Consider the following 17,648-nt stretch of genomic DNA (forward strand, 5'->3'; position numbering starts at 1 on the left):
GCCAAGCTTTTTTGAAGCAAGGCCTAATCAAGCAGATCCGGATGCCGCACCTGTCCGTCGCCGCGCACGACATAGCGTTCGATGGTCAGCGATTCCAGCCCCATCGGGCCGTAGGCGTGCAGGCGTGTGGTGGAGATGCCGATTTCGGCGCCAAGGCCAAGTTCGCCACCGTCGTTGAAGCGCGACGAGGCGTTGACCATCACCGCCGAACTGCGCAGGCCGTGCACGAAGGCTTCGGCCGCAGCGGCATCGTTGCTGGCGATGACTTCGGTGTGGTCGGATCCGTAGCGGCGGATGTGCGCGAGTGCGGTTTCGAGCGAGTCGACCACGCGTACGGCGATGATCAGGTCGAGGAATTCGGCGGCGTAATCGTCGTCGTCGGCGGCGATCGCCGGTGCGAACAAGGCTCGCGTGCGCTCGTCGCCGCGTATTTCGACGCCCCGCTCCGCCAACGCGGACAGCGCTTCAGGCAGGAAGCTCTCGGCGATGTCTGCATGCACCAGCAGCGTTTCCAGCGCATTGCACACGCCCGGGCGCGATGCCTTGCCGTCGAGCAACAGGCGCGTGGCGAGCTGCGGGTCGGCGGCGCGGTCGACGTATAGGTGACAGACGCCCTTGTAATGCTTGATCACCGGCACCCGCGCATGTTCGGCGACGAAGCGGATCAGGCTCTCGCCGCCGCGCGGGATCGCCAGGTCGATCAGGTCGGTGAGCTGCAGCAGTTCCAGCACGTGTTCGCGTGCGGTGTCCTCGATCAGCACCAGCGCCGCCTCGGGCAGACCGCACTCGCGCAGGGCGCGGTGCAGGCTGGCCGCGATGGCCTTGTTGCTGGCCAACGCCTCGGAGCCACCACGCAGGATCACCGCATTGCCGGCCTTGAGACAGAGCGCAGCCGCATCGGCAGTCACGTTCGGGCGCGCTTCGTAGATCATCGCGATCAGGCCGAGCGGGACGCGCACGCGTTCGATCACCAACCCGTTCGGTCGCGTCTCGCGACGGGTGACCTGGCCGACCGGATCGGGCAGCAACGCGATTTCGCGGAGCGCAGCGACGATGTTCGCGAGACGGCCTGCATCCAGCTTGAGGCGATCGAGCATAGCGCCGGTGGTGCCTGCCGCGTTGGCGCGCTTTAGGTCGCTGGCGTTGGCAGCGAGGATGGTGTCTCGACCTTCCTCGACTTTGTTCGCCATCGTTGCGATCAGACGCGCGCGCTGCGGCGCATCGAGTGCGGCGATCGCCTGCGCAGCGTCGCGTGCACGTTCGGCGAGGTTGCGGACGTAACTCATGCGGCAGGCTCCTTTTCGACATGCCCCGGCGGCAGGACGACGAGGTCGTCGCGGTGGATCACCGCTTCACCGTAACGATAGCCGAGGATGGATTCGATCTCGCGGCTATGGCGACCGACGATGCGGCGCAAGTCGGCGGAGTTGTACTGCACCAGCCCACGCGCAAGCACGCGGGCACCCGCATCGCCTGCGAGGCGGATTTCAACGAGGTCGCCGCGACCGAATTCACCTTCGACCGCAACCACGCCGCCGGGTAGTAATGATGCGCCACGCGTATCCAGCGCTTGCGCTGCACCCGCGTCGACACGCACGCCGTGCAGGCCGGGGGGTGCATGTCGCATCCATAGCTTACGCGCGAGCAGACGGTCGCCATGCGCGTCGATGAACGTGCCACGCAGCCGGTTTTGCGCGAGTGCAGCGACGGTGTCCGCATCACGGCCGCAGAACAGCGCGGTGGCGATGCCAGCCGCCGCGGCCTTGCTTGCAGCTTCGAGTTTGGTCCGCATGCCGCCCGTGCCGAGCGTACCGGCATCGCCTGCAGCCATCCGGACGATGTCCGGCGTGATCGCGGCCACGTGCGGTACGGGCTTCGCCTCCGGATCGTGCACCGGGTGGCCGCTGTAAAGACCAGGAGTATCGGTGGCAATCAGCAGCAGGTCGGCATCGACCAGCGCTGCGACCACGGCAGCGAGGTTGTCGTTGTCGCCGAGCTTGAGTTCGTCGACGGCGACGGTGTCGTTCTCGTTGATAACGGGCAGCACCTTTAGCTGCAGCAGCTCGCGCAGCGTGGCGCGGGCGTTGAGGTAGCGGCGTCGATTTCGCAGGTCGTCGTGGCTGAGCAGCACCTGCGCCACCGGCACATCGAACAAGCGTTGCCAAAGCGCGATCATCGGCGCCTGGCCGAGCGCGGCAAGCGCCTGGCGCTGGGTCAGCGTGGTATCGGCGGCGTGCAACACGCCGCGTCCCCCTGCGACTGCGCCTGACGAGACGATCACCACTTCCCTGCCCTGTGCGCGCGCCTGCGCGACGAACTGCGCAAGGCCGGCGGCGAAACGTTCGGACAGGCCGCCGTTGTCGGCTGCGAGCAGACTACTGCCCACCTTGAGCACGGCGCGCTTCCACGTCGGCAACGTCTGTTCGCCGAACGCGTGCATGGACATCAGCCCAACGCTTCCAGTCGCCGACGCAGTTCGTCGAGCCGAAGATCGGCCGCTGCGCCGGGCGATACGCGCGCAGCAAGACTCGCCTCGGGATCGCCCTGCGCCCAGGACGCAGGGTCCGCGGCCTTCTTATAGGCATCGCGGAACGGCAGCCCCTTGCGCGCAAGATCGACCGCGAGGTCGGTCGCGTACATCGACGGATCGAGCGCTTCGCGCGTGCGTTCCGGCTTCCATTCGAGGTTGCGCAGGAGATCAGGCAGCAGCTCCAGCGCACCAAGGCCGCGGCCAAAGGCGTGGAAGATCGCCCCCTTGGAGAATTGCAGGTCGCGGTGGTAACCCGATGGCAGCGACAGCAGTTGCTCGATCTCGGTGCGGGCCGCCGCCGCGCTTGCGTAGCTCGCCCGCATCAGTTCGATCACGTCGGGGTTGCGCTTGTTCGGCATGATCGAGCTGCCGGTGGTGTATTCGGCCGGCAGGGCGACGAAACCAAACTCGGCACTGGTGAACAGCGACAGGTCCCAGGCGAGGCGACGCAAGTCGAGCAAGGCGGAGCCCAGGGCGTCGATCGCCGCCATCTCGAACTTGCCACGCGACAACTGCGCATACGCCGCCGACACCTGCAGGCGGCCGAAGCCCAGTGCCTGCGTGGTGTGCTCGCGCGCCAACGGCAGATTGACGCCGTAGCCGGCAGCACTGCCCAGCGGGTTCGCATCCACCCAACGCAACGTGTCATGCGCGCGCACTGCGTCATCGATGAAGCCTTCGGCCCACGCCGCCCACCACATGCCCGCCGACGACACCACGGCGCGTTGCAGGTGGGTATAGCCCGGTAGAGGCAGGGCGCGTTCGGCGTCGGCGCGAGCGAGCGCGACATCGGCGCTCTCACGGCAAAGTGCGGACACGCGCACGAGTCGATCCTTCAGCCACAGCCGCGTCGCGACGAGGATCTGGTCGTTGCGGCTGCGACCGGTGTGGATCTTGCGGCCGGCATCACCTAGGCGTTCGATCAGGCGCGCTTCGATCGCGGAGTGGCCGTCTTCGAATGTATCGTCGAGTACGAAGCGGCCGGCGCGGAAGTCGTCGGCCAGCGTCGCGAGTTCACGCGCAAGCCCCGCCACCTCGTCGGCATCCAGGATGCCGATCTGCTGCAGCCCTTCGGCGTGCGCGCGGCTGGCCTCGATGTCGAACAGGAAAAACTCGCGATCCAGGATCACGTCCTCGCCGGCGAGGAAACGCTGGATGCGCGCGTCGACCTTGACCCCGGGTTTTTGCCATAGCAGATCGGACATTTCGGTTCCCGCTTGCTTCTTTCCTGTGGGAGCGACGTGAGTCGCGACAGTCTCGCCAGTGAATCGCGACTTACGTCGCTCCCACAGGGGAGGAAGGGATGCCGGTGGCCTCTTCCAGCCCGAACGCGAGATTCAGGTTCTGCAACGCCTGCGTCGCTGCGCCCTTGAGCAGGTTGTCCTCGGTGGCGACGACGACAAGGCGACGACCATCTTCGGACAAGGTGAATCCGCCGAGCTCGACGTGGTGCGCGTTGGCGATGGCGCTGACCCACGGCGCAGCATCGATCACATCGACCAGCGCTTCACCACTGTAATGCTGCCGATAGCGCGCGACGACCTCAGTGTGCGTGAAGGCTTTGGACAGGTGCAGGTTCGCGGTAATCGTCAATCCACGGAAATGCGGTGCGACATGCGGCATGAATTCCACCGGGTGGCCAAGCTGGCGCGTGACCTCCTTCTCATGCAGGTGCCCGATGAGCGCATAGGGCATCAGGTTGTCGCGTAGTTTTTCCGGATCGTTCTTATCTGATGGCGTGGTACCGGCACCGGACCATCCGGAGACGCCGAAGCACTGCACCGGTCCGTCGAGCGCATCGCACATCGGTGCGATCGCCAGCTGCATCGCGGTGGCGTAGCAGCCAGGATTGCTGATCCGCTTCTGGCCGGCGTACCGGGTGCGCGTCAGTTCCGGCAAGCCGTAATACCAACTGTCGTCGAAACGGTAATCCGCGGACAGGTCGATGATCACAGGCTGCTTGAAGCCGGGGTCGACACCCGCCGCATCGAACGACGCTACGCAAGCCGCTGCCTTGCCGTTGGGAAGCGCCAGCACCACGGCGTCGGCACTGAGCGCTGGCAGTTGTTCATGGTCCGGCGAGGTGTAGCGCAGGTCGCCGACGTATTCGCTGATGTGATCCGCGACGCGCTGGCCATCGAGCTCGCGTGACGAGACGAATGCCAGCTCAAATCGCGGATGTGCAGCCACGAGGCGGATCAGCTCCGCCCCGACGTAGCCGCGGGCACCGACGATGCCGAGCTTGATGCTGTCAGCCATGCGCGTGCTGCTCCAGCTTCGCCTGCAGGTTGCGTTTCACTGCCTGCCATTCCGTATCGATGATCGAGAACACCACCGAATCGCGGATGCTGCCGTCGTTATGGCGCATGTGGTTGCGCAGCACACCGTCCTGCTTGGCGCCGAGACGAGCGATCGCCGTTCGCGATGGATGGTTGAACCAGCTGGTCTTGAAACCGACGGCAATGCATCCCAACGTCTCGAATGCATGCGTAAGCAACAGCAGTTTCGTCTGCGTATTCAGGCCGGTGCGTTGCACGCGGGCGGCGTACCAGGTGTAGCCGATGTGCAGTCGGGGAACCGTCGTGGCGATATCGTAGAAACGGGTGGTCCCGACGATGTCGCCATTTCGATCGCGCACAACGAATGGCATGGCGATGCCATCGGCTTGCATCGTCATCGCCGTGGCGACGTAAGCCTCCATTTTCTCCGGCGATGGCGTGCTGCCGTACCAGGCCTTCCACAACTCGCCGTCCTGCACGGCATGGCGCAATCCGTCGGCATGCGCCGGCTGCAACGGTTCGAGCACCACGTGCTCACCGCGCAGCATCGGCGGCACGGCCCAGGGGTTGTTGTGTGTGACTGCAGTCATCGATTCAATCCTTCAAGGTCGCCGGGCGCGTCGCGCAATGTTCGACGCAATGCTTGATCTCGTCGAAACCCTCCAGGCCATACCAGTACACCTTCCACTTGTCCTGTTTGAAGCAGCCGTCGGATTCGGCGTAGTAGAACGGATTGACCGGGTTGCCGCGGCGCGAGCGCCAGAACAGGCGCGGGTTCTGCTCGCGCATCACCTGCCACACCGCGCGCCCGAGGCCTTCGCCCTGCGCTTCGTCGAGCACCGCGAACTTGTCGAGATAGGTGTAACCGGCTTCATCGGTCAGGATGACGGCGGCGCGGTAGTTCTCGCTGACGTAGGCGCGGAACAGCTTGGTCTTCTCGAAGTAATCCGGCAGCAACTTGCGGCCGAACGCGGACTCGATCAGCGTGCGCAGCCGAGGCAGATCGAGCTCGTCCCACGAATTCGTCTGCCGCACGCGCTCGCCACGCCGCACCAGCGTGCCGGAACCCTTGTGCGTGAAGAGTTCCTTGGCCAGTTCGGCCGGCTTGGTGATCGAGACCGATGAAGTCAACGGCAACTTGTCGAGCAGGTCCTTGATCTGTTCGATCTTCACCCGCATGCCGCCGTTGATCCACGGCTGTGCGATCAGGTGTTCGTACTCGGTCGACAGGTTGATCGAATCGATCACTTTGCCGTTGTCGTCGAGCAGACCGCCGGTACCGGTAAGGAAGATGATCTTGTACGGCTGCAGCACCTGCACCAGTTCGTTCGCGGCGAAATCGGCGTTGACGTTGAGGATCTGGCCACTGACGGTCTCGCCGAGGCTGGCGATGACCGGGATCGATCCGGCTTGCAGGCTGGCTTCGATCGGCGCGAGGTTCACGCGGCGCACCTGCCCGACCATGCCGTAGGTGTCGCGGTCGAGGTACTCGGCCTCGAATACGCCGGAAATGATCGAAGTCGCGCGGGCATCGCCGGCCTGCAGCGCTTCGACCAGCTTGAGGTTCTGCTGCTGGAAGACGCGACGCACGATCGCCAACGCCTCCGGCGAGGTCACGCGGAGGCCGTCGACGGTCTGCTTCTCGATGCCCGCAGCGGCGAGGTCCTCATCGAGCTGGGGGCCGGCGCCGTGGATCACGATCGGGGTCAGTCCGACGTCCTGCAAGAACGCCAGCGACGACGTCAGCGCTTCGAGGTCGTCGCGCAGCACGGCGCCACCGACCTTGACCACGGCGAAACGCGCTGCGTCGAGTTGTGAGAAACGCTTGAGGTACTGCGAAATCTCCTTCGCGCTGGCCATGCTCGAAAGCAGGCGCACGATGGTCTGGCGGGTCTGGAGATCGTGGGCGGTGGTCATCATTTCAGAGGTCTTTTTTCAGAATCCGGCTGACGGATTCGGTATAGCGTTGCAGTTGTTCGAGCGCGACCCATTCGTCGGCGGTATGCGCCTGTGCGATATCGCCCGGGCCATAGACGAACGCGGTGAGGCCGGCTCTGGAAAACAAGGAAGCCTCGGTCCAGAAGTCGACCGCGTTGCCGATCGCCAAGCCGAGTTCGTCGGCGAGATCGCGCGCGGCGAGCCGGCGTTCCTCCGCCATCGCGACGTCGCCTGACGGCAGCGACGGGCCGCGGAAGGTTTCTTGGTAATGCTCCAAAGCATCGGCAAAACTGCCGAACCGCGCGTGCAACTCGTCGATGTCCTGCGATGGCAACGGCCGGAAGCCGAATCGCACTTCGGCGCTCGGCGCAATCATGTTCGCCTTGATCCCGCCTTCGACCTTGCCGATGTTGAAGCGGAGCCCGGTCAGGCCGCCGAAGCGTTGGTGCGATTGCGACTCGACGAAATCGAGCGCATGGCTGCCCCAGCGTATCGCCTGGTGCAAGGCACTGGCCTGCATCGCATTGGAGCCGGAGGCGTGCCCCGCCGTACCACGGAACTTCAACAACACGGAGCTGATACCGCGATGTGCGAGCACCGCTTCGCAAAGGGTGGGCTCGGCGATGATCGCTTCGCTGAAACCATGATCGCTGGCGAGGAACGCATCGATGCAACGCGCATCGTTGGCCTCCTCGTCGCTGCTGAACAGGAATGCGGCATCGCCTGTCGTGACCGCAGCCGCGGCCAGCAGACCCGCCGCCGCGCCTTTGATGTCGCAGGCACCGAGGCCGATCGCGCGATCGTCAGTGATGCGCAACGTGTGCGGATCTGCGCTCCACGCCGGCGACGACGGCACCGTATCCAGGTGCACGTTGAACACGCGTGTGGGGTTACCGCGTATCGCCAGCAGCGACACCGCACCGGCGCCGTGATCGTTCACGACGATACGGAAACCTGGCAACTGCGCGCGGATGTAATCGAAGATGCCGCCGGTGCCAATGGCACGCGGCGGGTTGCGGGTGTCGAACGACACCAGTGCTTCGAGATGGCGCAGGACGTCGGCGAGCACGTCAGTCGTTCCCTGCACTCTTGTTGACCTCGGCCCACAATGTGCTGCTCATGCCGAACAGCTTGATGAAGCCTTCGGCTTCCTCGACGCCCCAATCCGCGGATTGCGCATAGGTCGCGCCCTTGGCGTTGAGGATGTGCGGCGAGCGTACGGCGACGGCATCGACACGGCCGCCGCGCGTTTCCAGGACGACTTCGCCATTCACCATCTGCTGGCTGGAGGCGAGGAAGGCTTCGAGATCGGTCTTCAGTGGATCGTGGTAGAAGCCTTCGTACACCAGCTCCACCCACTTGCGCGCGATGTCGGGCTTGAAGCGATTCTGCTGCTTGCTCAACACGGCTTCCTCCAGCGCGCGGTGTGCCGCCAATAACGCGGCCAGGCCGGGCGCTTCGAACACGATGCGGCCCTTGAGCCCGATCGTGGTATCGCCGGTATACATGCCACGACCGACGCCGTACTGCGCGAACATCGTGTTGAGTTGCGCCAGCAGTTGTGCGCCCGACATTTCCTTGCCATCGAGCGCGACGGCTTCGCCCTGCACGAAACGGAGCGTCACCCAGAGCGGCTCGGCCGGCCAGCGTTCGCGCGGCGCGCACCAGCCGCGCGCTTCTTCGCCCGGCGCTTCCCAGCGATCGATTTCGCCACCGGACATCGTCAGGCCGAGGAGATTCTCGTTGATCGTGTAGGCCTTCTGCTTGGCGCGCACGCCGAAGCCGCGTTTTTCAAGATAGGCCTGTTCGTAGGCGCGGGTCTGCGTGTGCTCTTTCTGGATTTCGCGGATCGGCGCGACGATCTGGTAATCGCCGCTCGCCTTCACCGCCAGGTCGAAACGCACCTGGTCGTTGCCCATGCCGGTGCAACCGTGCGCGATCGCCCTGGTGCCGAGGTCGTGCGCACGCGCGAGCGCGGCGTCGACGATCAGATAGCGATCGGACACCAGCAGCGGATACTGGCCCTGATAGGCCTCGCCCGCCCAGACGAAGGGTTTGACGAAACCGTCCCAGATCGCCGGACCACCATCGACGGTGACGTGACTGCTCACGCCGAGTTCGGCCGCGCGCTGTTCGATGAAGGCGCGTTCCTCGGCGTCGACACCGCCGGTGTCGGCGAACACGGTGTGCACGTTCCAGCCGCGGTCCTGCAGGTAGGGCACGCAGAAGCTGGTGTCGAGGCCGCCGGAGAAGGCGAGGACGATGTCTTTTTTCATTTTCGATTCTCGTAGGGTGGGCCTTGGCCCACCGCTGTCGTCTTGGGTGAAATTGGTGGGCTAAAGCCCACCCTACAAATCACGAAACCAGCGCGGCCATGATGGCCTTCTGCACATGCAGGCGGTTTTCGGCTTCTTCGATGGCAATGCATTGCGGGGAATCCATCACCGCGTCGGTCGCCTTGATGTTGCGACGCAGCGGCAGGCAGTGCGAGAACACGCCGTGGTTGGTCAGTGCCATCTTGGCTTCATCGACGATGAAGTGCTTGTGGGCGTCGCGAATGGGCTTTTCTGGCTCCCAGTTGCCGAAGTACGGCAATGCGCCCCAGCTCTTGGCATAGACGACGTCGGCGCCGCGGTAGGCGCTGTCGATGTCGTGGCTGACCTGCAGCGAACCGCCGCTTTCGGCGACGTTCTGCGCAGCCCAGTCCATGTAGCGCTGGTCGAGCACGTATTCGGGCGTCGGGCACAGCAAGGTCACATCCATGCCCATGCGCGTGGCGATGGTCAGCGCGGAGTTGGCAACGGCGGTGTTCAATGCCTTCGGGTGGTAGGTCCAGGTCAGCACGTACTTCTTGCCGCGCAGGTCGGCGGTGCCGAAGTGCTCCTGCAACGCCAATATGTGCGCGAGTTCCTGGCAGGGATGGGTGATGGTTTCCATGTTGATCACCGGCACCGTGGCGTGCTGGGCGAAGCCGCGCAGCACGCGGTCCTCGCGATCCACCGACCAGTCGACGAACTTCGGGAACGCACGCACGCCGATCATGTCGACGTAGCGCGACAGCACCTTCGCCACCTCGGCGATGTGCTCCTCGGCCTCACCGTTCATCACCGTGCCGAGGTTGAATTCAATCGGCCACGCATCCTTGCCCGGCTGCAGCACGACGGCATGGCCGCCGAGCTGGAACGTACCGAGTTCGAAACTGGTGCGCGTGCGCAGCGAGCTGTTGAAGAACACCAACGCGACCGACTTGCCCTTGAGCTGATCGCCGAGCTTGTTGCGCTTGAACGCGGCGGCTTGCACCAGCAATGCGTCCAGATCGGCGCGCGACCAGTCCTGGGTGTTCAGGAAATGTCTAATAGAAGCGGGTTTCATCGTGATGACGTCCTAGGATCCAAAAGCAAAAAAGCCCAGCACTGAGGCTGGGCTTTCGTAGACACGAACCGGCGCGAGCGCCTTACCCAGCGGATTGACGGGGCAACGGTCGGCGCGCGCGCGAGGTCATTCCCGCCGCCATGTAGGCGGAGGTCAGGACGTCGGCGTCGGCGTGGGTCTGGTTCATAACAGCGCGGTTCATGAAGGCGCGCATGCTCGCACGAGGGTCGGCCCGGCGCAAGGAACGTTTCGGCTGCAACGGTTCAGCGCTCGCCCTGGGGAGGGATATGCGGCATCACCGAAACCCGCACCCGCAGCCGGGTGCCCGGGTCGTACGGCAGGCGCGAGCGGTATTTCATGCCGCGATAGACGTAGTCGACGTCATAGGCGATGGGGCGGCGGAATTCGCGTTCGACCGGCACCATCTCGCAGTCCTCGGCCGTGGCCGGCTTGGGTTTGCGCGAGAGTGCCCCCTTCACCGCACCATAGATGCGCGACAGGCCCTTCTCATCTTCTTCGGCTGCGTCCGTATTGGGGCAGCGGGGCTCCATCCGGGTCGCGCGCAAGGTCTGGTAGACCGGCTGCACGCGCATCACCTGTGCCACGTCCATGCGCACGTTCTCGGGCTGGATGACCGTGATGGTGTCCTGCGCCCATGCCGTCGGAATGGCGAAAGCCAGGGACAGTAGACCGGCAAGTGGCAGGCATAGGGAGTGGCGCATCGTATTCAGTGTAAAGGCTGAGGATGTGCCCGGCCTGAATCCTGGCTGTTCGCCCGGTAGAATCGGTCGGCTCTACGCCATGAAGCCCGCATGAGCCTGCGCCTCTACAACAGCCTGACCAAGAAAGTCGAAGACTTCGCCCCGCTCGATCCGGGTTGCCCGACCATGTACGTGTGCGGGCCGACGGTCTACAACTACGTGCATATCGGCAATGCGCGCGGGCCGGTGCTGTTCGGGGTACTCGCCGACGTGCTGCGCCGGCGCTACGGCGCGGTGCGCTACGCCCGCAACATCACCGATGTCGACGACAAGATCAACGCCGCGGCTGCCGAGTTGGGCGTGCCGATCAGCGTCATCACCGACCGTTTCGCCGCCGCCTACCGCGAGGACATGGGCGCTCTCGGCATCCAGCCGCCGGACCTGGAGCCGGAAGCCACCCGCCACATCCCGCAGATCGTCGCGATGATCGAACGGCTGATCGAACGCGGTCATGCGTATGCAGCCGAGGGCCACGTGCTGTTCGCGGTCGCTACGTTCGACGGTTACGGCAAGCTCTCGCGCCGCGATCCCGAGGACATGCTGGCCGGCGCGCGCGTGGAAGTGGCGCCATACAAGCGCGATCCAGGCGATTTCGTGCTGTGGAAGCCCTCGACCGACGATCTCCCCGGCTGGGACTCGCCCTGGGGCCGCGGCCGCCCGGGCTGGCATATCGAATGCTCGGCCATGGCCGAAGCGCACTTGGGCGAGACCATCGACATCCATGCCGGCGGCGTCGACCTGCAATTCCCGCACCACGAGAACGAGATCGCACAGAGCGAATGCGCGCACGGCGGCAAGGTCTTTGCGCGCTGGTGGCTGCACAACGGCATGCTCAACCTGGCCGGCGCGAAGATGTCGAAGTCGGTGGGCAACATCGAGAAGGTCCACGACCTGGTGCGCGCGCATCCGCCGGAAGCGCTGCGCTATGCGTTGCTGTCGGCGCACTACCGGCAGCCACTGGATTGGTCGGACGGGTTGATCGAGCAGTCCGTACGCACGCTGGACCGGCTGTACGGCACTTTGCGCGACCTCGCGGACATCGAGGCGCCTGCCGTGATTCCGGCCGGCATCGAAGCCGCGCTCGACGACGACCTCAACACGCCGCAGGTGCTGGCCGAGATCGCCCGCATCGCTGCGGATGCACGCAAGGCCGAGTCGAGCGGAGACAAACGCCGGTTGAAGGCGGAACTGCTTGGCGCCGGTCTTGCGCTCGGCCTGCTGCAACAGACGCCGGCAGCGTGGTTCGCACGCGGCGCCTCCAACGACGACGATGCGCGCATCCAGTCGCTGATCGACGAACGCGCCGTGGCCAAGAAGAATCGTGATTTCGCCCGTTCCGACGCCATCCGCGACCAACTCGCCGCCGAAGGTGTCCTGCTGGAAGACACTCCGCAGGGAGTCAGGTGGAAGCGCGCATAATTTACCTAAGCGGTAGGAGCGGCTTATAGCCGCGAATTTGGCCTGAATCGAACAGCTCGCGGCTATAAGCCGCTCCTACAAAGCGCGCAGCGATGAGAAATCAGAAGTGAACGACCTTGCCTTTCCGCTCGAACCCACCGCCGCCGAGGCGCAGACCGCCATCGCCGAGGAATTCGCCTTCTTCAGCGACTGGTCGGAGCGTTACCAATACCTGATCGACCTCGGGCGCAAGCTGCCGACCTTCCCCGAAGCGTGGAAGTCAGAGGAGCACCGCCTGCACGGGTGCCAGTCGATGGTGTGGATCGTGCCGTCAGGTGATGGGAACAAACTCGACTTTGCCGCGATCAGCGATTCGGCGATCGTTTCCGGTCTGGTGTTCCTCGCCTTGCGCGTCTACTCGGGCCGGCCGGCGGCGGAAATCCTCGCCACCGAACCGGACTATATCGCCGCGATCGGACTGGCCAAGCACCTGTCGCCGACGCGCAGCAACGGGCTCGCCGCGCTGCTCGGTTTCATCCGCGAACAAGCGCAGCGCGCCGCGTGAGTGCTGCCGCCGCGCACGCCGACTCGCCGCTGCGCAATCGCGGCTTCCTCGAACTGCTGAGCTACCGCATCCTCGCGATCCTGTCGTACCAGATCGTCGCGGTCACGGTCGGCTGGCATATCTACGAACTGACCCACGATCCACTGGCGCTGGGCCTGGTCGGCCTCGCCGAAGTCGTCCCCTACTTCTGCACGGCGCCATTCGCCGGCTACCTGGTCGATCACCTGCCACGACGCAGACTGGGTGCGGTCGCGTGCGCCGGCTTGGCAGTCACGGCCGTATTGCTGGTAGCGATCGCGGCCGATTGGCTGCCTACACGCAACACTTGGCTGATCTATGGCGCGATCGCGCTGACCGGCATGGTCCGTTCCTTCCTCAGCCCGGTCTACAACTCGCTGTTCGCGCGGGTGTTGCCGCGCGCGCAATTTGGCCGTGGCTCGGGCATCGGCAGCGTCGTGTTCCAGTTGGGCCTGGTGATCGGCCCGGCCATCGGCGGTGCGCTGATCGCCTGGTCGGGCAAGACCCTGGCCTATGCCGTAGCGGCCGCATTCGCAGTGCTCGCGGGCATCGCGTTGCTGGTGATGCGCGTCACCGAGCCTGCGATCGAAGGCGAGCGCGCGCCGATCTTCGCCAGCATCGGCGAAGGCCTGCGCTTCGTGTTCGGCCACCAGATCGTGCTGGGCGCGTTGGCGCTCGACATGTTCGCGGTGTTGTTCGGCGGCGCCGTCGCGCTGCTGCCGGCTTTCATCAAGGATGTCCTGGAAGCCGGACCGGAAGCGCTCGGCATCCTGCGTGCGGCACCGGCCGCGGGCGCGGTCATCGTCGGGCTGTGGATGTCGAAACATCCGCCTGAACGCCATTCCGGGCGCCTGCTGCTCGCCTCCGTCGCCGGCTTCGGCCTGTGCATCATCGGCTTCGCGCTATCGCGCGAGTTGTGGCTGTCAGCGTTGCTGTTGCTCGGCTCCGGCATGTTCGACGGCGTTTCGGTGGTGCTGCGCTCGACCATCCTGCAGCTGGCGACCCCCGACGCCATGCGTGGCCGCGTTTCGGCGATCAACGGCATCTTCATCGGCTCGTCGAACGAACTTGGCGCATTCGAATCCGGCCTCGCCGCGCGTCTGCTCGGACTGGTGCCGTCGGTGATCTTCGGCGGTTGCATGACCTTGGCCATCGTCGCCGGGACCGCGAAATGGGCGCCGAAGTTGCGCCGCCTCGACCTGCGCGACCTGCATTGATATCGCCTGCATGGGTTGGTCGTGAAGGCGTTGATTCGCATCAATCGCCAGGGAGGCCGCCATGAATACCATTCGCGGCAAGCAAGCTCTGTTCGAATGACCAGGCGCAAAAAAACGAAAGGGCCAGCGAGTTTGCACTCGTTGGCCCTTCGTCTTCTGTGTGGCGCGCCCGGAGAGATTCGAACTCCCGACCACCAAGTTCGTAGCCTGGTGCTCTATCCAGCTGAGCTACGGGCGCAGAAGCGGAATTATGCCGGTGATACCGGCACCTCGTCAAACATCGGCGAGGCTTTGTAACTGGCGGAGACTGAGGGATTCGAACCCTCGATGGAGCTTTTGACCCCATACTCCCTTAGCAGGGGAGCCCCTTCGGCCTCTCGGGCAAGTCTCCGTGAGGCACTTCTGCGAAGTGCGCCGCGAAGGATACAGACTCACCCTGCGTCGGGCAAACCGTTCTTGGCAGGACCGCCACCAGCAGGCTCGTCGCCACGCTGGATGCGTTGGTAGATTTCTTCACGATGTACCGCGACATCCTTGGGTGCGGTGATGCCGATCCGCACTTGGTTGCCCTTGACGCCGAGCACGGTCACAGTGACCGAGTCGCCGATCATCAAGGTTTCGCCGACACGGCGGGTCAAGATCAGCATTGATTCTCTCCTGTCACCGACGGTCCGAACCGCCGGTCGAGACCACCGCGTCGAATCAGGGCGCGGTGCGCGTCCAATTTGCACATATTCATGAACATACTACCGGCCGGGTACGACCCGCTACAAGCGGAGGAAGTCACAGGGTCAACCCAGCCGCTCGGCGACCCATTGCGGCACCGCCGCCAACACGCTCGGCAGGGCCGGCACATCGTCGCCGCCGCCCTGGGCGAGATCGGGACGACCACCGCCCTTGCCGTTGATCTGACCGGCGATATGGGACAGCAGTTCCCCTGCCTTGATCTTGCCGGCGGCCGCGCCACTGACACCCGCGACCAGGGCAGCCTTGCCGTCGCTGGCACCGGCCAGGACGATCACTGCGTCGCCGAGTTGTTGCTTGAGGCGATCGACCGCGTCGCGCAGGGCCTTGGCATCGAAGCCTTCCAGGCGTGAGGCGAGGACGCGGATGCCGTTGACGTCGACGGCTGAGCCGGCGAGGTCGGAGGTCGCGCCGGAGGCGGCCTTGGCTTTCAGTTGTTCGAGTTCGCGCTCGAGTTTCTTCTGCCGGTCGAGCAATGCGCGCAGTTTGTCGCCGACATCGGCGGGGTTGCCACCGAGCAGTTGCGCTGCTTCGTCGAGGCGACGTTCTTCGTCGGCGACGTAATCGAGTGCGCCCTGCCCACTCAATGCTTCGATGCGGCGCACGCCGGCGGACACGCCACCTTCGGACACGATCTTGAACAGGCCGATGTCGCCGGTGCGGCTGACGTGGGTGCCGCCGCAGAGTTCGGTGGAGGTGTCACCCATGCGGAGTACGCGCACGCGTTCGCCATACTTTTCGCCGAACAGCGCCATGGCACCGAAGTCGAGCGCTTCCTGCATGCCCATGTGGCGCACTTCGGCCGCGTGGTTGCCGCGGATCTCGGCGTTGACGCGGCGCTCGATCTCGGCGAGTTCGGCCGCGGTGACCGGCTGGAAATGCGAGAAGTCGAAACGCAGGCGGTCGGGCGCGACCAGCGAGCCTTTCTGCGTGACGTGCGTGCCCAGCACTTCGCGCAGCGCTGCATGCAGCAGGTGCGTGGCGCTGTGGTTGAGCACGGTGGCCGCACGACGGACGTGGTCGATTGCGCCGACGATGTGGTCGCCGCGCTTGAGCATGCCGGCCTGCATCCTGCCGACGTGGCCATGGAATTGGCCGGCGAGCTTCTGCGTATCGCGCACGGTGAACATCACGCCCTGCTCGACCAGCTGGCCGGCATCGCCGACCTGGCCGCCGGACTCGGCGTAGAACGGGGTGCGATCGAGGATGACGATGGCTTCGTCGCCTGCGGAAATCGCCTCGACCGGGCGACCGTCCTTGAGCAGCGCGGCGACGATCAAGCCACCGGCATCGAGGTGGTCGTAGCCGACGAATTCGGTCGGCGACAGTTGTGCGATCAGTTCGCTCGGCAGTGCGGTGCCGCCGGCGAACTTGCCTGCGGCACGGGCGCGTTCGCGCTGCTGCTCCATCAACACTTCGTACTGCGCCATCGCCGTTTCCGGCAGGTGCGTACCCTTCTCGCGCAGGATGTCGGCGATCAGGTCAGGCGGGCAGCCGTAGGTGTCATGCAGCTGGAACAGCTGATCGCCGTCGATCGTGCCGCCGCTTTGCTTGAGGTAAGCCTCCAGGCGTTGCATGCCGGCGTCGAGCGTCTGCCCGAACGCGGCTTCTTCGGCCTTGAGCGCGCGTTCGACCAATTCGCACTTCTGCAGCAGTTCCGGATAGGCCTCGCCCATCACTTCGCACAGCGGCGCGACCATGCGCCAGAACGCGCCATCGGATTGCAGCGCGCCGAGCTTCCAGAAGTGACGCACGGCGCGACGGATGATGCGGCGCAGGACGTAGCCACGGCTTTCGTTGCTCGGCAGCACGCCATCGACGATCAGGAAGCTGCAGGCGCGGATGTGGTCGGCGATGACGCGCAGCGATTTGTGTTCGAGGTCGCTGGTGGCGGTGATCGCCGCGGCGGCCTTGATCAGGTGCTGGAACAGGTCGATCTCGTAGTTGCTGTGCACGTGCTGCAGCACGGCCGAGACGCGCTCCAGGCCCATGCCGGTGTCGACGCATGGCGCCGGCAACGGCAGCAGGGTGCCGTCGGGCTGGCGATCGAACTGCATGAAGACGTTGTTCCAGATCTCGATGAAACGATCGCCGTCTTCATCCGGCGAACCGGGCGGGCCGCCGGCGATATGCGCGCCGTGGTCGTAGAAGATCTCGGTGCACGGGCCGCACGGGCCGGTGTCGGCCATCTGCCAGAAATTGTCGGAAGCGAACGGCGCGCCCTTGTTGTCGCCGATGCGGATGATGCGCTCGGCGGGCAGGCCGACTTCGCGATGCCAGATGTCGAAGGCTTCGTCGTCGGTGTGGTAGATCGTGACCAGCAGGCGTTCGGCTGGCAGCTGCCAGGTCTTGGTCAGCAGTTCCCATGCCCAGAGGATCGCGTCCTTCTTGAAGTAGTCGCCGAAGCTGAAGTTGCCCAGCATTTCGAAGAAGGTGTGGTGACGCGCGGTGTAGCCAACCTGGTCGAGATCGTTGTGCTTGCCGCCGGCACGCACGCAACGTTGCGACGACGCGGCCCGGGTGTAGCTGCGCTTCTCAGCACCGAGGAATACGTCCTTGAACTGGACCATGCCGGCGTTGGTGAACAGCAGGGTCGGGTCGTTGCCCGGCACCAACGAACTCGAAGGCACCACGGCGTGGCCCTTGGAGCGGAAGAATTCGAGGAAGTCGCTGCGGATGTCGTTGCTAGTCTTCATGCGGCTCGAAGGAAGGCGGGCGCACGCTGCACCCCCACTCCCCGCACGATGCGGGCGCGAGTTCGAGCAGACAACCCAAGACCCGCAAGGGTATCAGGCCGCGGGGCCGCTTGCCCCACGGCACATGCGG

General features: G+C 65.0%; 15 protein-coding genes and 2 tRNA genes. 3 read left to right on the forward strand and 14 right to left on the reverse strand.

Annotation, left to right across the window (positions count from 1 at the left end):
• Positions 1–23 precede the first annotated feature (23 nt).
• The 10 genes from MO486_RS05260 to MO486_RS05305 all read right to left on the reverse strand — a co-directional run bounded on the left by MO486_RS05260 (position 24) and on the right by MO486_RS05305 (position 10,841).
• On the reverse strand, positions 24–1,286 hold the full coding sequence (locus tag MO486_RS05260) for a glutamate-5-semialdehyde dehydrogenase (RefSeq protein ID WP_242905099.1): 1,263 nt from the start codon (positions 1,284–1,286) through the stop codon (positions 24–26).
• Complete coding sequence (gene proB / locus MO486_RS05265; RefSeq protein ID WP_242905100.1) at positions 1,283–2,446, reverse strand: glutamate 5-kinase; 1,164 nt, start codon at positions 2,444–2,446, stop codon at positions 1,283–1,285. The genes MO486_RS05260 and proB overlap by 4 nt, the downstream gene beginning before the upstream one ends.
• Entirely contained in the window at positions 2,446–3,735 is a 1,290-nt protein-coding gene (argH, locus tag MO486_RS05270; protein ID WP_242905101.1) for an argininosuccinate lyase, read from the reverse strand. The genes proB and argH overlap by 1 nt, the downstream gene beginning before the upstream one ends.
• A 70-nt stretch (positions 3,736–3,805) precedes the next feature.
• Positions 3,806–4,789, reverse strand: coding sequence for an N-acetyl-gamma-glutamyl-phosphate reductase (gene argC, locus MO486_RS05275; RefSeq protein ID WP_242905102.1), 984 nt, complete (start codon positions 4,787–4,789; stop codon positions 3,806–3,808).
• Complete coding sequence (locus MO486_RS05280) at positions 4,782–5,399, reverse strand: GNAT family N-acetyltransferase (protein ID WP_242905103.1); 618 nt, start codon at positions 5,397–5,399, stop codon at positions 4,782–4,784. Before MO486_RS05280 ends, argC begins: the two co-directional genes overlap by 8 nt.
• Positions 5,400–5,403: 4 nt before the next feature.
• On the reverse strand, positions 5,404–6,729 hold the full coding sequence (locus MO486_RS05285) for an acetylglutamate kinase (RefSeq protein WP_242905104.1): 1,326 nt from the start codon (positions 6,727–6,729) through the stop codon (positions 5,404–5,406).
• A gap of 1 nt (position 6,730) precedes the next feature.
• Positions 6,731–7,834: an acetylornithine deacetylase gene (locus MO486_RS05290; RefSeq protein ID WP_242905105.1), complete on the reverse strand. Its 1,104-nt coding sequence runs from the start codon at positions 7,832–7,834 to the stop codon at positions 6,731–6,733.
• Positions 7,818–9,023 (reverse strand): argininosuccinate synthase, encoded by a 1,206-nt coding sequence (locus tag MO486_RS05295; protein WP_242905106.1) that lies wholly within the window; start codon positions 9,021–9,023, stop codon positions 7,818–7,820. The genes MO486_RS05290 and MO486_RS05295 overlap by 17 nt, the downstream gene beginning before the upstream one ends.
• A 79-nt stretch (positions 9,024–9,102) precedes the next feature.
• Positions 9,103–10,119, reverse strand: a complete 1,017-nt coding sequence (locus MO486_RS05300; RefSeq protein ID WP_242905107.1) for an N-acetylornithine carbamoyltransferase — start codon at positions 10,117–10,119, stop codon at positions 9,103–9,105.
• Between the two features lie 263 nt (positions 10,120–10,382).
• Positions 10,383–10,841: a hypothetical protein gene (locus tag MO486_RS05305; RefSeq protein WP_242905108.1), complete on the reverse strand. Its 459-nt coding sequence runs from the start codon at positions 10,839–10,841 to the stop codon at positions 10,383–10,385.
• Positions 10,842–10,931: 90 nt separating this feature from the next.
• Between MO486_RS05305 and cysS the strand changes: the two genes are divergently transcribed.
• From cysS to MO486_RS05320, 3 genes are all read left to right on the forward strand, one after another.
• Positions 10,932–12,299, forward strand: a complete 1,368-nt coding sequence (gene cysS / locus MO486_RS05310; RefSeq protein ID WP_242905110.1) for a cysteine--tRNA ligase — start codon at positions 10,932–10,934, stop codon at positions 12,297–12,299.
• Between the two features lie 106 nt (positions 12,300–12,405).
• Positions 12,406–12,843: a SufE family protein gene (locus MO486_RS05315; protein WP_242905111.1), complete on the forward strand. Its 438-nt coding sequence runs from the start codon at positions 12,406–12,408 to the stop codon at positions 12,841–12,843.
• Positions 12,840–14,078 carry an MFS transporter gene (locus MO486_RS05320; protein WP_242905113.1) on the forward strand — a complete coding sequence of 413 codons (1,239 nt, stop codon included), beginning with the start codon at positions 12,840–12,842 and terminating at the stop codon, positions 14,076–14,078. The genes MO486_RS05315 and MO486_RS05320 overlap by 4 nt, the downstream gene beginning before the upstream one ends.
• 161 nt (positions 14,079–14,239) lie before the next feature.
• Here MO486_RS05320 and MO486_RS05325 read toward each other — a convergent pair.
• The 4 genes from MO486_RS05325 to alaS all read right to left on the reverse strand — a co-directional run bounded on the left by MO486_RS05325 (position 14,240) and on the right by alaS (position 17,518).
• Positions 14,240–14,316 (reverse strand) — tRNA-Arg (locus MO486_RS05325).
• A gap of 60 nt (positions 14,317–14,376) precedes the next feature.
• Positions 14,377–14,469, reverse strand: a tRNA-Ser gene (locus tag MO486_RS05330).
• Between the two features lie 40 nt (positions 14,470–14,509).
• Entirely contained in the window at positions 14,510–14,725 is a 216-nt protein-coding gene (csrA, locus tag MO486_RS05335) for a carbon storage regulator CsrA (RefSeq protein WP_242905115.1), read from the reverse strand.
• Between the two features lie 144 nt (positions 14,726–14,869).
• Positions 14,870–17,518: an alanine--tRNA ligase gene (alaS, locus tag MO486_RS05340; protein WP_242905117.1), complete on the reverse strand. Its 2,649-nt coding sequence runs from the start codon at positions 17,516–17,518 to the stop codon at positions 14,870–14,872.
• Positions 17,519–17,648 lie beyond the last annotated feature (130 nt).

This window comes from Lysobacter sp. CFH 32150 (genome assembly GCF_022758295.1).
Lineage (GTDB): Bacteria > Pseudomonadota > Gammaproteobacteria > Xanthomonadales > Xanthomonadaceae > CFH-32150.

Coding starts and splice junctions, on each gene's coding strand:
- MO486_RS05260 (WP_242905099.1), bottom strand. CDS start 1,286: ATGAGTTACGTCCGCAACCTCGCCGAACGTGCACGCGACGCTGCGCAG.
- proB (WP_242905100.1), bottom strand. CDS start 2,446: ATGTCCATGCACGCGTTCGGCGAACAGACGTTGCCGACGTGGAAGCGC.
- argH (WP_242905101.1), bottom strand. CDS start 3,735: ATGTCCGATCTGCTATGGCAAAAACCCGGGGTCAAGGTCGACGCGCGC.
- argC (WP_242905102.1), bottom strand. CDS start 4,789: ATGGCTGACAGCATCAAGCTCGGCATCGTCGGTGCCCGCGGCTACGTC.
- MO486_RS05280 (WP_242905103.1), bottom strand. CDS start 5,399: ATGACTGCAGTCACACACAACAACCCCTGGGCCGTGCCGCCGATGCTG.
- MO486_RS05285 (WP_242905104.1), bottom strand. CDS start 6,729: ATGATGACCACCGCCCACGATCTCCAGACCCGCCAGACCATCGTGCGC.
- MO486_RS05295 (WP_242905106.1), bottom strand. CDS start 9,023: ATGAAAAAAGACATCGTCCTCGCCTTCTCCGGCGGCCTCGACACCAGC.
- MO486_RS05300 (WP_242905107.1), bottom strand. CDS start 10,119: ATGAAACCCGCTTCTATTAGACATTTCCTGAACACCCAGGACTGGTCG.
- MO486_RS05305 (WP_242905108.1), bottom strand. CDS start 10,841: ATGCGCCACTCCCTATGCCTGCCACTTGCCGGTCTACTGTCCCTGGCT.
- cysS (WP_242905110.1), top strand. CDS start 10,932: ATGAGCCTGCGCCTCTACAACAGCCTGACCAAGAAAGTCGAAGACTTC.
- csrA (WP_242905115.1), bottom strand. CDS start 14,725: ATGCTGATCTTGACCCGCCGTGTCGGCGAAACCTTGATGATCGGCGAC.
- alaS (WP_242905117.1), bottom strand. CDS start 17,518: ATGAAGACTAGCAACGACATCCGCAGCGACTTCCTCGAATTCTTCCGC.